General features: G+C 50.4%; 14 protein-coding genes. 9 read left to right on the top strand and 5 right to left on the bottom strand.

What is annotated here, in order from left to right:
- The first annotated feature begins 52 nt into the window (after positions 1 to 52).
- Positions 53 to 1,309, top strand: a complete 1,257-nt coding sequence (gene icd, locus ABYT30_RS07960; RefSeq protein WP_373095909.1) for an NADP-dependent isocitrate dehydrogenase — start codon at positions 53 to 55, stop codon at positions 1,307 to 1,309.
- A gap of 50 nt (positions 1,310 to 1,359) precedes the next feature.
- Here the strand turns inward: icd and ABYT30_RS07965 are convergent, their stop codons facing one another.
- Positions 1,360 to 1,575 carry a cold shock domain-containing protein gene (locus ABYT30_RS07965; protein WP_373080591.1) on the bottom strand — a complete coding sequence of 72 codons (216 nt, stop codon included), beginning with the start codon at positions 1,573 to 1,575 and terminating at the stop codon, positions 1,360 to 1,362.
- A gap of 213 nt (positions 1,576 to 1,788) precedes the next feature.
- On the opposite strand from ABYT30_RS07965, the gene clpS reads away from it, so the two are divergent.
- Both clpS and clpA read left to right on the top strand, forming a co-directional pair.
- Entirely contained in the window at positions 1,789 to 2,118 is a 330-nt protein-coding gene (gene clpS, locus ABYT30_RS07970; protein WP_373080636.1) for an ATP-dependent Clp protease adapter ClpS, read from the top strand.
- Positions 2,119 to 2,149: 31 nt separating this feature from the next.
- The gene (clpA, locus tag ABYT30_RS07975) at positions 2,150 to 4,429 is read left to right on the top strand and encodes an ATP-dependent Clp protease ATP-binding subunit ClpA (RefSeq protein WP_373080594.1); all 2,280 of its coding nucleotides are present in this window, start codon (positions 2,150 to 2,152) and stop codon (positions 4,427 to 4,429) included.
- 10 nt (positions 4,430 to 4,439) lie between these two features.
- Here the strand turns inward: clpA and infA are convergent, their stop codons facing one another.
- The 4 genes from infA to trxB all read right to left on the bottom strand — a co-directional run bounded on the left by infA (position 4,440) and on the right by trxB (position 7,185).
- Positions 4,440 to 4,658, bottom strand: a complete 219-nt coding sequence (gene infA / locus ABYT30_RS07980) for a translation initiation factor IF-1 (protein ID WP_008247839.1) — start codon at positions 4,656 to 4,658, stop codon at positions 4,440 to 4,442.
- A gap of 131 nt (positions 4,659 to 4,789) precedes the next feature.
- Positions 4,790 to 5,494, bottom strand: coding sequence for an arginyltransferase (locus ABYT30_RS07985; protein ID WP_373080597.1), 705 nt, complete (start codon positions 5,492 to 5,494; stop codon positions 4,790 to 4,792).
- Positions 5,491 to 6,216: a leucyl/phenylalanyl-tRNA--protein transferase gene (gene aat / locus ABYT30_RS07990; protein WP_373095911.1), complete on the bottom strand. Its 726-nt coding sequence runs from the start codon at positions 6,214 to 6,216 to the stop codon at positions 5,491 to 5,493. Before aat ends, ABYT30_RS07985 begins: the two co-directional genes overlap by 4 nt.
- An 18-nt stretch (positions 6,217 to 6,234) precedes the next feature.
- Positions 6,235 to 7,185: a thioredoxin-disulfide reductase gene (gene trxB, locus ABYT30_RS07995; protein ID WP_373080603.1), complete on the bottom strand. Its 951-nt coding sequence runs from the start codon at positions 7,183 to 7,185 to the stop codon at positions 6,235 to 6,237.
- Between the two features lie 240 nt (positions 7,186 to 7,425).
- Between trxB and ABYT30_RS08000 the strand changes: the two genes are divergently transcribed.
- The 6 genes from ABYT30_RS08000 to cysG are packed head-to-tail and all read left to right on the top strand — an operon-like array spanning position 7,426 to position 14,816.
- The gene (locus ABYT30_RS08000) at positions 7,426 to 9,729 is read left to right on the top strand and encodes a DNA translocase FtsK (protein WP_373095917.1); all 2,304 of its coding nucleotides are present in this window, start codon (positions 7,426 to 7,428) and stop codon (positions 9,727 to 9,729) included.
- A gap of 10 nt (positions 9,730 to 9,739) precedes the next feature.
- On the top strand, positions 9,740 to 10,342 hold the full coding sequence (gene lolA, locus ABYT30_RS08005) for an outer membrane lipoprotein chaperone LolA (RefSeq protein WP_373080606.1): 603 nt from the start codon (positions 9,740 to 9,742) through the stop codon (positions 10,340 to 10,342).
- Between the two features lie 35 nt (positions 10,343 to 10,377).
- A complete protein-coding gene (locus ABYT30_RS08010) occupies positions 10,378 to 11,637 on the top strand; it encodes a replication-associated recombination protein A (RefSeq protein WP_373095919.1) in 1,260 nt (419 codons plus the stop codon).
- A 46-nt stretch (positions 11,638 to 11,683) separates the two neighbouring features.
- A complete protein-coding gene (gene crcB / locus ABYT30_RS08015; RefSeq protein WP_373080608.1) occupies positions 11,684 to 12,061 on the top strand; it encodes a fluoride efflux transporter CrcB in 378 nt (125 codons plus the stop codon).
- A gap of 44 nt (positions 12,062 to 12,105) precedes the next feature.
- Positions 12,106 to 13,410 carry a serine--tRNA ligase gene (gene serS / locus ABYT30_RS08020; protein WP_373095913.1) on the top strand — a complete coding sequence of 435 codons (1,305 nt, stop codon included), beginning with the start codon at positions 12,106 to 12,108 and terminating at the stop codon, positions 13,408 to 13,410.
- A 2-nt stretch (positions 13,411 to 13,412) separates the two neighbouring features.
- Positions 13,413 to 14,816: a siroheme synthase CysG gene (gene cysG / locus ABYT30_RS08025; protein WP_373095915.1), complete on the top strand. Its 1,404-nt coding sequence runs from the start codon at positions 13,413 to 13,415 to the stop codon at positions 14,814 to 14,816.
- Positions 14,817 to 14,927 lie beyond the last annotated feature (111 nt).

Raw genomic sequence — 14,927 nt, forward strand, 5'->3', positions numbered from 1 at the left:
ATTGTGAGCAAGTGCGAGCACAGATACTAACTGATAAACCATGGAGTCAAAAATGGGATACCAACATATCAAGGTACCTGCAGAGGGCGAGAAAATCACCGTTAATGCGGATCTTTCCCTGAACGTACCCGATCGGCCAGTAATACCTTTTATCGAAGGTGATGGCATCGGGGTCGACATTACTCCGGTGATGATCAACGTAGTTGATGCAGCCGTAGCAAAAGCCTACTCAGGCAAGAAAAAAATAAGCTGGATGGAAATTTACACCGGTGAGAAAGCCGCTGAGCTTTATGACGGCGACTGGTTCCCGGCTGAAACTCTCGATGCAATCAAAGACTACGTCGTTGGGATTAAAGGTCCATTAACTACGCCTGTTGGCGGTGGTTTCCGTTCCTTGAACGTGGCCCTGCGTCAAGAATTGGACCTGTATGTTTGTCAGCGTCCAGTGCGCTGGTTTGAGGGCGTGCCTTCACCAGTTAAAGAGCCAGGCAAGACCAATATGGTTATCTTCCGTGAGAACTCCGAAGACATCTATGCTGGTATCGAGTGGAAAGCCGGTACGCCTGAAGCGGATAAAGTCATTGAATTCTTCCAAGAAGAGATGGGTGTGACTAAAATCCGCTTCCCACAGGAATGCGGTATCGGTGTTAAGCCGGTCTCCAAAGAAGGTACTCAGCGCCTTGTTCGCAAAGCGATTCAGTACACAATTGATCAAGATTTGCCGTCACTGACTATAGTGCACAAAGGCAATATCATGAAGTTCACCGAAGGTGCTTTCAAGAACTGGGCTTACGAGCTGGCGACGGAAGAGTTTGGTGGTACGTTGATCGACGGCGGTCCATGGGTAAGTATTAAAAACCCAAACACTGGCAAAGATATCGTCATTAAAGATGTGATTGCTGATGCCATGCTCCAGCAGGTATTGCTGCGCCCTGACGAGTACAGTGTTATTGCTACGCTTAACCTAAACGGTGATTACCTGTCTGATGCGCTCGCTGCACAGGTTGGTGGTATTGGTATCGCCCCAGGTGCAAACCTTAGCGATAACATCGCCTTGTTTGAAGCGACTCACGGTACTGCGCCTAAGTACACCGGCCAAGACAAGGTGAACCCAGGTTCATTGATTCTGTCGGCTGAAATGATGTTGCGTCACATGGGTTGGAACGAAGCGGCAGACCTGATCATTACCGGTATGAACGGTGCGATTCAGGCAAAAACCGTAACCTATGACTTTGAGCGTTTGATGGAAGGTGCAACCTTGCTGAAATGTTCTGAGTTCGGTGATGCGATTGTAAAACACATGGCGTAACAAGCCTTCGCCACCAGTTTAGGCTGGTGGCGTACTCTTTTCAGTAAAATCTATTCAGGTGTTTCGGCAGATTTTATGTCGATTGCGTGCAGTCCTTTAGGTCCTGGCTCAGCTTTAAATACGACGCTTTGACCGGCTTTAAGTGTCTTATAGCCTTCCATCGTAATTGCTGAGTAATGCGCAAAAATTTCATCCTCTCCGCTTTCGGAGACGATAAATCCGTACCCTTTGGCGTTATTGAACCACTTTACAACACCGCTTTGCATAGCCTTTCATCCTTAATTGTCTTTATAGTTATTGTGGCGTTAACGTTAACTGCCTTGTATTTGATAATACCGCCCCCATTTTTAAAACAGTCAGGCCACCACGTCAAGTAAAGACGTGTAAGATATGTAGTTGGTGAATTTCCCTATTGCGAAGGGTTACAGTGGTGCTAAGCTCAGGTAAAGTCAGTGAAAATGCGAATTAATATACAGAATATGGCTAGCAAGCCCGACGAGGACGATCATGGTAATGGTATTGCGGTTCAGGAATCGAAACCGGAACTGAAGAAACCTCGTATGTATGCTGTGGTCTTATTAAATGATGACTACACGCCGATGGAGTTTGTGATCGAGGTATTAGAAGACTTTTTTTACTTGGATCGTCAGCGTGCTACACAAATAATGTTGGCGGTTCACACCAAGGGTAAAGGTGTGTGTGGAATATTTACCAAAGATATAGCTGAGACGAAATCAGCGCTGGTAAATCAGTACGCAAGAGATAACGGTCACCCGCTACTTGCTGAGATAGAAGAGAGTGATGACTAAAACTGGTAATTGCAGAAGGCGAAAGTAGTCTATGTTGAGCAAAGACCTAGAAACAACCCTAAGTCAGGCCTTTAAATCGGCCCGTAGTCGTCGGCATGAGTTTATGACCGTCGAGCACCTCCTTCTTGCCCTTGCAGATAATGAAGCTGCCGTTAAAGTGCTTGTCGCCTGCGGTGCCGACTTAATGCAACTCAAGGGTGAGCTAAAAGAATTTGTCGAAGCCACCACGCCGCGAATACCGGAAACTGATGTTGAGCGCGACACCCAGCCGACCTTGGGTTTTCAGCGGGTATTGCAGCGCGCCGTATTCCATGTGCAGTCGTCTGGCAAGCAGGAGGTTACCGGTGCCAATGTGCTGGTTGCCATCTTTAGTGAGCAAGAGAGCCAAGCGGTTTACTTTTTGAAGTCGCAGAGCGTAAATCGCCTTGATGTAGTCAATTACATCACTCATGGCATCTCTAAAGTGTCTGGCGCTGAAGGCATTGAGCATGACCAGAATCAAGAGGCAGAGGGTGAGGGTGGTGATCCGGAGCAGAAGCCGCTGGATAACTTCACAACCAATTTAAATGCTGAAGCTAAAGCGGGTCGCATCGACCCCTTAATTGGTCGCGCGGACGAAGTGGAGCGGGTTGCGCAGATTTTAACTCGCCGTCGGAAAAATAACCCCCTCTTGGTGGGTGAGTCTGGTGTGGGTAAAACCGCCATCGCGGAGGGTCTTGCGAAGCGTATCGTCGACGGCGAAGTGCCGGATGTCTTGATTGGTAGCGTCGTCTACTCTCTTGATATGGGCGCGTTGCTGGCGGGCACTAAATACCGCGGCGATTTTGAGAAGCGCCTAAAGGGCTTGCTGGCCGACCTTAAAAAGCGGCCCGGCGCAATTTTATTCATCGATGAAATTCATACCATCATTGGTGCTGGTGCCGCTTCTGGCGGTGTAATGGATGCATCTAATCTGTTAAAGCCGCTGCTCAGCTCTGGGCAAATGCGCTGCATTGGCTCGACAACCTTCCAGGAATACCGCGGTATTTTTGATAAGGATCGCGCTCTGAGTCGTCGCTTCCAGAAAGTCGACATTAACGAGCCCTCAGTTGACGATACTTTCTTGATATTGAAAGGCTTACGCTCGCGTTTTGAGAGTCATCATGAACTTAAATATAGCGATGGGGCGCTGCGCTCAGCCGCAGAATTATCTGCTCGCTATATAAATGATCGCTTTTTGCCAGACAAGGCAATCGATGTGATTGACGAGGCTGGCGCCTATCAGCGCCTACAGAAGCCTGAGAATCGTATTGAGAAAATCGGTGTACCGGAAATTGAAGCGATTATCGCTAAGATCGCCAGAATCCCGCCGAAGAGTGTCTCCTCAGATGATCGCGCGTCATTGGTTAAATTGGAAGACAACCTGAAAATGGTGGTTTTCGGGCAAGACAAAGCCGTGTCCGAGCTAAGTGCCTCGATCAAGCTGGCGCGAGCAGGTCTAAAATCGCCTGAGAAGCCCATTGGCAGCTTTTTACTGGCTGGGCCTACCGGTGTGGGTAAAACTGAGATTTGCCGACAGCTAGCAAAATTGTTGGGTTTAGAGCTAATTCGCTTCGATATGTCTGAGTATATGGAGCGGCACACAGTTTCTCGACTAATCGGTGCGCCTCCTGGCTATGTCGGTTTTGATCAGGGTGGCTTGCTAACAGATTCTGTTACTAAGCATCCTCACTCGGTGGTGTTGCTCGATGAAATCGAGAAGGCTCACCCTGATTTGTTTAACCTGCTATTGCAGGTTATGGATCACGGCTCGCTGACTGACAACAACGGTCGCAAGGCGGATTTCCGCAATGTAATCTTTGTGATGACAACCAATGCTGGCGCCGAAAGTATTAGTCGTCGCTCAATTGGCTTTACCGAGCAGGATAATCAAACGGATTCGACTGAGGCGATTAACCGCTTATTTACACCAGAATTCCGCAACCGGCTGGATAGCGTGATTGCCTTTGAACCACTGCAGCCCGACGTTGTGCTGACTGTGGTTGATAAATTCCTTGTGGAATTGCAGGCCCAGCTAGACGACAAAAAAGTCGTCTTGCATGTCGATGATGACGCACGGCACTGGTTGGTTGAGCACGGCTACGATAAGCACATGGGTGCCCGGCCAATGGCGCGGATTATCCAAGAGCACATCAAAAAGCCACTGGCCGAATTGGTGTTGTTTGGCAGCTTGGAAAAATGCGGTGGAGTGGTCAATGTCAGCGTGAAAGGTGACAAGCTGGCCCTAGCTGCAGAAGCAGTAGAAGAAGAGGCGGGCCAGACCTGCGATTAGCAGGTATTTATTAACGGCCGCGGAAGGTGATGCGGCCTTTGCTTAGGTCATAGGGGGTTAATTCCACCTTGACCTTATCACCCGTTAAAATTCGGATGTAGTGCTTGCGCATTTTGCCTGAGATATGGGCAGTGACAACGTGGCCGTTTTCTAAGCGCACGCGAAAAGTAGTGTTCGGCAAGGTGTCGATGACTTCGCCTTCCATTTCGATCTGGTCTTCTTTCGCCATTCGGCAACTATCCTCGAGAGTTTTTAAAATTGAGTGTGGTGCACTGTAGCCTTGGTGGCTGTCAAAACTGCGCGCATTTTGCCCTAATTTGATCGTGTTGGCAATTTGCAGGAGCGATTGGCGTGATATCACTAAATTAAGCGCAACCAACGATCATTCATAAGCAGTTCGATAGGCTTGTAGTCGGTTTTGTAGCGCATTTTTTGGCAGTCGCGAATCCAGTAACCTAGGTACAGAAAGGGTAAGGCGAGGTCGTGGCTACGAGAGATTTGCCAAAGAATACCGTAAACACCCAAGCTGCGCTGGGGGTGATCTGGATCGTAAAAGGTATAGATCGCTGACAAACCGTCATTCAAAACATCGGTAACGGCAACGGCGAGTAATGTATCAGCCAAATAAAAGTGAATATATTGCGTGCTGTCAGTGCCCTGGCCTAAAAAGCTATCAAATTGTTCTTTAGAAGGCGGAAACATGTCGCCATCGCGATGGCGACCATTGATGTATTTTTCGTACAGCGGGTAAGCATCGTCATTTGGTGCGGACAGTATCTGGGTAACTAAATCACTATTGCGCTTTTCAACTCGGCGCTGGGTTCGAGACGGCTTAAACAGATTTACCGGCACTCTGCTGGCGATACAGGCTTTGCATGCACCGCAGTCGGGTCTGTAGAGGTGGTTGCCGCTACGACGGAACCCCCTTCTGGACAGCTCGCTATACAGCGGGTTTGAAATTTTAATTTCGGGATCAATAAAAATCGTTTTGGCTTCCCGGTCATCGAAATAGCTGCACGGGTGAGGGTGGGTTGCGTAAAGTTTGAGTTGCTGGGCCTCAGTCATAATTGAACCGCTGGCGGTTTGCCATAATACCAGTCAAGCGACCACTTTTTTGGATTGCTTTGACCGTTGGTAAGTTGTTGTAAATATTTCTTGAAACTTGCACGATCCATTTCCTCCGCGCCCATGCTTTCAAGATAATCGTTACCTACCTGACAATCAATGAGTGGGTAGCCCCACTCGTGCAATTGACCGCAAAGGTGGACAAAGGCAATCTTCGATGCATTGGTTTCGCGGCTGAACATTGATTCGCCGTAAAACATGCGGCCAATTGCCACGCCGTAGAGACCACCGATTAATTTTTGATCTCGCCATACTTCAACTGAATGCGCCCAGCCAGCGTCATGCAGTGCTTGATAGGCTCTGCGCATCTCATCGGTGATCCACGTTCCAGGTCGTTTTTGACTGAGCTCGGCACAGCCTCGCAAAACGCCAGCAAAATTACGGTCTAAAGTGATTTCGTAATCGTTTCGGCGCAGCGCCTTGCGAAGGCTGCGGTTGATGTACAGTCGCTCTGGAAATATCACTGCTCGGGGTTGCGGTGACCACCACAGAATCGGCTGAGACTCGTCATACCAGGGGAATATCCCGTGGCGGTAGGCGTTGAGCAGGCGGGGTAGGCTGAGATCACCGCCAACGGCCAATAAGCCGTTGGGGTCATCTAGGGCAGATTCTATCGGGGGGAAATCCAGGTCAGCTTGGTCTAGCCAAGGAATACCGGACATCGGCTGATCTGCTCTGGCTTAAACTAAGTCGTCGAGATAGCGCTCGGCATCCAGTGCAGCCATACAACCAAAGCCGGCGGAGGTCACCGCTTGACGGTAAATATGGTCAGCAACATCGCCTGCGGCGAATACGCCTTCAATGCTGGTTCTGGTGGCATTGCCCTCAGTGCCGCTGTGAATTTTCAGGTAGCCGTCTTTCATGTCGAGTTGGCCCTGGAATATATCGGTATTGGGCTTGTGGCCGATAGCGATAAATACGCCAGCTACATCGATTTCCTGGCTGCCTTCACCTTTAGTGCTGTTTAAGCGTAGGCCAGTTACACCACTGGTGTCGCCAAGCACTTCGTCTAGCTGGTGGTTCCAGAGGATATTGATGTTGCCGTTGGCCGCGCGCTCCAGTAGCTTGTCCTGAAGAATTTTTTCCGAGCGGAGGCTGTCGCGGCGGTGTACCAGAGTGACTTCAGACGCGATATTAGAGAGATACAGCGCTTCTTCAACAGCCGTATTTCCGCCACCGATTACTGCAACTTTCTTGCCGCGGTAGAAAAAGCCGTCGCAAGTAGCGCAGGCTGAAACGCCCTTGCCCATAAACTCTTCTTCTGAGGGAAGGCCTAGGTATTGAGCCGAGGCGCCGGTGGCGATGATGAGTGCGTCACAGGTGTAGGTCTTGCTGCCGGTTAGGGTGAAGGGCCGATTTTTGAGGTCTACCGATTCGATGTGGTCGAATAGCACTTGGGTGTCAAAGCGCTCGGCGTGCTCTTGCATTCTTTGCATGAGCTCGGGACCTTGCACGCCATTTTGGTCGCCGGGCCAGTTGTCGACATCGGTGGTGGTTGTTAATTGGCCACCTTGCTGAATGCCGGTAATAACCACGGGATTCAAGTTGGCGCGGGCGGCGTAAACCGCGGCAGTGTAACCGGCAGGGCCTGAGCCGAGGATAATTAAGCGGTGGTGTTGGCTGTCACTCATAGATTCACTGTGTTCCAAGCAGGGGGATTGAACTTTGTTCAAACCGGGATGACTGAAAATAGACGCATATCATAGGGTAATTCTATAGGCGCGGCAAAAGCTGTGTGCGGCGACAAGTCTTATGACATAGTGCTAATATTGGGTCGATAATTACTTTTTCAACGTCCCATATTGGGATTGCGTATTTTACGTGCAAATTTAGGAAACCGTTCTCTTTTGCCAAAACAAACATCAGCAGCCATGGTGGAAAACCGTGAAATTTTGAATTTGCGCCTACGCGAAGGCTTGCTCATCGCCTTTGTCGCGGTTTGTATTTACATTTTTGTGTCTTTACTGAGCTATAGCGGGAATGATCCAGGCTGGTCGCGGACCGGCAACGGTGATCGTATTGTCAATGCCGGAGGTCCTGTCGGTGCATGGCTGGCCGACGTGTTTTTTGCCCTGTTTGGCTATATGGCTTATTTATTCCCGACGATGCTAGGTTTTCGGGCATGGCGGTTGTTTAAAGAGCGCTATCGCCCAGCTGGGTTTGATACCTTGATATTTGTGCTGCGGTTTATTGGTTTAGTGTTGGTAATGATTTCCAGCACAGGCCTTGCTGCTAACGGCGACTACGGAAATAGCGGTTTACCCTTTGGTGCGGGCGGGGTCTTGGGTGACGCAGTCGGCAATGCCACCATGACGTCATTCAATGAGTTTGGTAGCCGTTTATTATTGATTGCCATATTGCTGTTTGGTTTAACGGTATTTACTGACTTATCCTGGATTCGCCTAATGGATGCCGTGGGGGCAGCCACTCTGCGCCTGTTTGATCGTTGCCGCGAGTCACTGTATCAGTACAAACTTGCCAGACACGAGCGCCGTAAAGCCGCTGCAGCGAAGCAGCAACGCCACGAATCTGTAGCTAAAAAGACTGAAATTCAAAAGACCCGCATTCCACCGCAGATTGCGCCGCCGCCAAAGCCGGTCGTTAAATCTGCGCGGCCTGATAAAGAGCGGCAGACATCCTTATTTGACGGGCCGGTTACCGGTACTTTGCCGTCATTGAGCCTGCTTGATAAGGCCATTCACAATCCCGATCGGGGCTATTCCCCAGAAACGCTAGAGGCGATGTCGCGACTCTTAGAAATTAAACTGCTCGATTTTGGTGTGTCGGCCAAGGTGGTTGCGGTATTTCCCGGCCCCGTAATAACCCGCTTTGAGCTTGAGCCCGATGCCGGGGTAAAGGTCAGTAAAATATCGAATTTGGTCAAGGATTTGGCGCGTTCGCTGGCGGTGGTCAGTGTCCGTGTTGTGGAAGTGATTCCTGGCAAGCCCTATGTTGGTATCGAAATTCCAAATGAAGACCGGGAAATTGTTAATTTCCACGATGTATTGGCTTCAGAGGCCTTTGATGCCTGTAAATCGCCGCTTACTTTAGCGCTAGGGCATGATATTTCCGGTGAACCGGTGTGTGCGGATCTCGGCAAAATGCCTCATTTGCTGGTTGCCGGTACCACGGGCTCCGGTAAATCGGTTGGTGTTAACGCCATGCTGATTAGCCTTCTATACAAATCAACGCCCGAAGAAGTACGCTTGATGCTGGTCGACCCCAAAATGTTGGAATTGTCTGTATACGATGGCATCCCCCATTTATTAACGCCCGTTATTACTGATATGAAAGATGCGGCCAACGGCCTGCGCTGGTGCGTTGCCGAGATGGAGCGCCGCTATAAACTGATGTCGAAGATGGGGGTGCGTAACCTCGCTGGCTTTAACCGGAAGGTTAAAGATGCCATCTTGGCCGGGGAGCCCATAAAAGATCCTCTCTGGAAGCCAGAAGAGCATTATCAAGCAGGCCTAGAAGAAGCTCAGGCGCCGGACTTGGAGGTTTTGCCTTCAATTGTTGTGGTGATCGACGAATTTGCTGACATGATGATGATTGTGGGTAAAAAGGTTGAGGAGCTGATTGCCCGTATCGCCCAGAAAGCGCGTGCCGCCGGCATTCACTTACTGCTCGCGACCCAGCGGCCCTCCGTGGACGTTATCACTGGCTTGATTAAGGCCAACGTGCCAACGCGGATTGGCTTCCAGGTATCTTCAAAAATCGATTCTCGGACTATTTTGGATCAAGGTGGGGCCGAGCAACTACTCGGTCATGGCGACATGTTGTATTTACCACCGGGCGCGGGTATTCCGATGCGGGTTCATGGTGCGTTTGTCTCTGATGAAGAGGTTCACCGCGTTGTTGCCGATTGGAAGCGCCGCGGGGAGCCACAATATATCGACGGTCTTCTGGAGGAGGGCAGTAGCACTGACGCCATGCCAGGAATGCCACCTGAAGGTGCTGGTGGCGATGACGGTGAATCAGATGCTTTATACGACGAAGCTGTCGCCTACGTGACAAAAAGTCGCCGAGCGTCGATATCTGCAGTACAGCGCAAATTGCGGATCGGCTATAATCGCGCCGCCCGATTAATTGAAACAATGGAGGCTTCTGGTGTCGTAACTGAGATGGCCAGTAACGGTAGTCGTGAAGTACTGGCCCCACCTCCATTTGAATAGAAGCAGAAACATGCGCAAATTATTAGTTTTCTTGTATTTATCGATATGTACGGTAACCGCTTTTGCTGAGGGCGATGTGGCGCAATTGCACCTACACCTCTCTGGCGCACAAAGCTTGAACGCTAAATTCATTCAGCAAGTGAAGGATGTCGACGGTCAACTTTTGCAAGAGAGCAAGGGCACGATTGCGCTTAAACGGCCAAATAAAATTCGCTGGGAAAGCACTGAGCCCTTTCACTATCTCTTAGTGAGTAATGGCAAGACCGTGTGGCGCTATGACGCTGATTTAGAACAGTTGAACACGGAGCCATTTGACGCCAATCTGGCGCAAACACCGGCGATGATAATCGGTATGAGTATCGACCAGCTGGCCGCACAATATGATGTAAATGTTAAAAAGAACGGCAATGCGCGAGAATTTATCTTGAGCCCAAAAGAGCCTGGTTCGTTTACTGAAATGGTATTAATGTTTACTTGGGGCAAGCTCACGGCGATGCGTCTGACCGATACCCTTGAGCAAACCACCAAAATCGAATTTATAAACCCAAAATACAATAATCGTTTTAGCGATCGTGAGTTTGAGTTTAACGAGGCTGAGGCTAAACAGTCTTGACGGAAACAGCCAGCAAGGCGCCGCTGGCTGCGCGGATGCGACCCCAGACGCTTGATCACTACCTCGGTCAAGATCATTTGCTAGCGCCCGATAAACCTCTGCGACGGGCACTAGATTCAGGGCAACTGCACTCCATGATTTTCTGGGGCCCACCGGGCGTGGGTAAAACCACCTTGGCGCAACTTATCGCCCAGCTCTGCGATGCCCACTTCATAAGTATTTCCGCTGTATTAGCTGGGGTGAAAGATATTCGGGCGGCAGTGGAAGAGGCTAAGCAGCAGCAGTTTTTTCAGCGCCGCACCATCCTGTTTATCGACGAAGTTCATCGTTTCAATAAGGCTCAGCAAGATGCCTTTTTACCGTTTGTGGAAGACGGTACGGTGATTTTTGTCGGCGCAACCACTGAAAACCCCTCTTTTGAAATAAATAACGCCTTACTGTCTCGCGCGAGGGTTTATCAATTAAACGCCCTTAGTGACGCCGCCATTGTCGATATTGTCGCCCACGCGGCGAATTGCGAGGGCTGGCAGCTCGGCCAAGACCAAATAGAACGCATTGCTCGCCACGCCGATGGCGATGGGCGCCGGGCACTGAATGTCCTCGAAATAGCTGGGGACATGCTCGGTGGCAATGGCGCCTCAGAGCTGAGCGCGGATATTATCGATCAGGTACTCAGTGGTCAGCCTCGGCGCTTTGATAAGGGCGGCGATCTATTCTATGAGCAAATTTCCGCGCTCCATAAATCAGTGCGTGGTAGCTCAGTCGACGGCGCATTGTATTGGTTTGCGCGCATGCTGGATGGCGGCTGCGAGCCCTTGTACGTTGCAAGGCGCTTAGTGCGTATGGCTAGCGAAGATATTGGCAACGCTGATCCTAGAGCGCTGCGCTTATGCTTGGATGCGTGGGAAACTCAGGAGCGCCTCGGTAGCCCAGAAGGGGAGTTGGCGATGGCGCAGGCGGTGTGTTATCTGGCTGCAGCCCCGAAAAGCAACGCGGTTTATACTGCGTATAATGCAGTACGCAAAGAAATTGCGGCGTCACCGAGCTACGAGGTACCAATGCACTTGCGCAACGCGCCAACGAGCATGATGAAGGATCAAGGCTTTGGCGGTGGCTATCGCTATGCTCATGATGAGCCAGATGCCTACGCGGCGGGGGAGAATTATCTGCCCGAGGAAATCAAAGACAGCGTCTATTATCAGCCTGTTAATCGTGGTCTTGAGAAAAAGATCAGTGAAAAGCTGCGTTATTTGCAAGAGCTTGATGATAGTGCCAGCCACAAGCGCTATCGTTGATTTGAATGGGGTAGAATAGCCACCCAGTCTGGAGACCGTTTTACACGTGCAAATCTATCTGTTAATTGCCCTTGGCGGGGCTTCTGGCGCCCTTAGCCGGTTTGGGGTTGGGCGAATTGTCAGTCATTATTTGGCCCAGGCCTATTGGCCGCTGGGCACGTTTGCAGTGAACGTTATCGGGTCCTTTGTAATCGGTGCGGTTTACGTGCTGATCACTGAAAGATCAGCGCTGCACGCTGATTGGCGTTACGTGTTGATGGTGGGGTTCTTGGGTGCATTTACCACGTTCTCGACCTTTTCGCTGGAGTCAGTGGCCCTGCTAGAGGCAGGGAAAGTGCTCTTGGCCTTAGCGTATATGCTCAGCACGGTGATCAGTTGCGTGGTGGCGTGTTGGTTGGGAATTGTCTTTTTACGGTCTATTTAATTTTGTATTAGCTAATAAATACAGATGCTTGGAGAGTTATTTTAATGTTAGATATTAAGCAGGTTCGGCAGGATTCACAGGCAATTGCCGAAGCGCTGAATAAAAAGTATTTCACCTTTGACGCGGCCCAATTTGAGATGCTTGACGCCAGTCGCAAACAGGCGGACATCAATAGCCAAAACCTGTTGGCGGAGCGTAAAAAAGCCTCGAAGCAAATCGGCGAATTGATCAAAACCGGCTTGAGTATTGACGAAGCTAAGGCCCAAGTGAATGAAACCTTGGCCAAAATTGAGTCGGAGCTTGAGGCGCTTAAACAGCAAGCAAAAGACGCTAATGACGCCCTCGATCAATTACTAATGGCAGTGCCAAACCTGCCGGCTGACGAGGTGCCTGAGGGTAAAGACGAAAGCTGCAATGTCGAAGTGCTGCGCTGGGGGCAGCCCCGGGAATTTGATTTTGAGGTTAAAGACCACGTCGACCTGGGTGAAAGCCTCGGCGGCTTGGATTTTGACACTGCAGCGAAAATTACCGGCAGCCGTTTTTCCGTTATGCGCGGTGGCCTTGCCAGAATGCATCGGGCGTTGATCCAGTTGATGCTGGACACCCATACCCGCGCTCATGGGTATAAAGAAGTGTATGTGCCCTATATGGTTAACGCAGAGTCCCTGCGGGGTACCGGCCAATTACCCAAATTTGAAGCGGATTTATTTAAGTTAGCGGGTGATTCCGAGTACTACTTGATACCAACTGCCGAAGTTCCCGTTACCAATATGTTTCGGGACACTATTGTCGAAGCCAGTGAACTCGATAAAGGTTTACGTTTTACCTGCCATACGCCTTGTTTCCGCAGCGAAGCGGGCAGTTACGGACGTGATACCCGGGGCATGATTCGTCAGCATCAATTTGAAAAAGTTGAACTCGTGCAATTCGTGCGTCCGGATCAGTCCGATGAAGCCTTGGAAACTCTTACAGGTCACGCCGAAGCGATCTTACAATTACTTGAGTTACCTTATCGCAAGGTTATTTTATGTGGTGGTGACTTGGGCTTCTCCGCACGTAAAACCTATGATTTAGAAGTGTGGCTGCCAGGGCAGAGCGCCTATCGCGAGATTTCATCTTGCAGTAATTTTGGCGACTTCCAAGCGCGCAGAATGCTAGCTCGCTGGCGTAATCCAGAAACCGGTAAGCCGGAGTTACTTCACACCTTAAACGGCTCCGGTTTAGCGGTAGGTCGAACCTTGGTTGCAATACTCGAAAACTACCAACAGGCCGATGGCTCATTGACGGTACCAGAAGCGCTGCGCGGCTATATGGGCGGTCTTGACAGCCTGCAAATCGGGGACTGTTAATAATGGAATTCCTGCCACTGTTCACTGATTTGCGTAATAAACCCTGTTTATTGGTAGGCGGTGGTCAGGTTGCCCTGCGGAAGGCGCGATTGCTGTGTAAGGCCGGCGCACAATTACGGCTAGTTGCCCACGACATACTGCCAGAGCTATCTACCCTCTGCATGAACTCTGGTGGAGAGTGTATTCGGGGGGATTACGGTGATCATCTCCTTGACGACGTATTTTTGGTTATTGCAGCCACCGACGATGAAGAATTGAATAAGCGGGTTTCAGTAAGCTGCCACGCTCGCCATATTCCAGTAAACGTGGTTGACAATCCGGAACTCTGCAGCATTATCTTGCCCGCCATCATTGATCGTTCGCCGCTCATGATCGCGGTAAGTAGTGGTGGGAAAAGCCCAGTGTTGGCAAGAATGATGCGCTCCCGTTTGGAGGCAAGCATCCCTGCATCTTATGGCCGCTTGGCGCAACTTGTGGGGAATTTTCGGGACGCGGTAAAAGCCCGCTTTAGCGATATTGAAGATCGCCGCCACTTTTGGGAGCAAACTCTTCAGGGGCCAATCGCTGAAATGGTGTTTGCCGGAAAAGACGCTGTCGCCTCAGATATGCTGAGTAAAGCCATCGATAAAGCCGAGGTTTCCTCTGGCGGCGAGGTGTATTTAATTGGTGCAGGCCCCGGTGATCCCGATTTAATGACGTTTAAAGCGCTGCGTTTGTTGCAGCGCGCTGACGTGGTTCTCTACGACCGCCTTGTTGCGCCGGCAATTGTTGATATGTGTCGTAAAGATGCCGAGCGTGTATATGTCGGGAAGGCGAGATCTGACCACGCCGTTCCCCAGCAAGATATCAACAAGCTCTTGGTTAAATACGCAAAAGAAGGTAAGAAAGTCGCTCGGCTCAAGGGCGGCGACCCCTTTATTTTTGGTCGTGGCGGCGAAGAGATCGAAGAACTCGCCGAGGAAAAAATTCCTTTTCAAGTGGTGCCCGGTATTACGGCGGCCTCAGGTTGCGCCAGTTATTCCGGTATTCCGCTGACCCATCGCGACTATGCCCAGTCAGTACGCTTTGTTACTGGCCACTTAAAAGATCACAGTTTAAATCTGCCGTGGGGGGAGCTAGTTCACCCGACCCAAACTGTGGTGTTTTATATGGGCTTGGTCGGTTTACCGAGCATATGTGAGAAATTGATTGCCCACGGCCGTAGTGGTGATACGCCAATTGCTGTTATTCAACAAGGTACAACACCCCAGCAAAAGGTGGTGGTGGCAACCTTGGCGACCATGGTGGAGCGCCTGGTCACAGAGCCGGTACAAGCGCCAACCCTGATTATTGTTGGTGAGGTTGTGAACCTGCGTGAAAAGCTCGCGTGGTATGAGCATTATGACCTCGCGAACGGCGCGGTGTAACAAAGCCGCGAATACCGACTCTCATTTCCGATAACACACCATACGGAGGCGCAATGCCGCAGCAAGGTTTTGATACTGAGTACGACTACGATTTATTTGTCATTGGCGCCG

This window comes from Zhongshania sp. (assembly GCF_041623545.1).
GTDB lineage: Bacteria > Pseudomonadota > Gammaproteobacteria > Pseudomonadales > Spongiibacteraceae > Spongiibacter.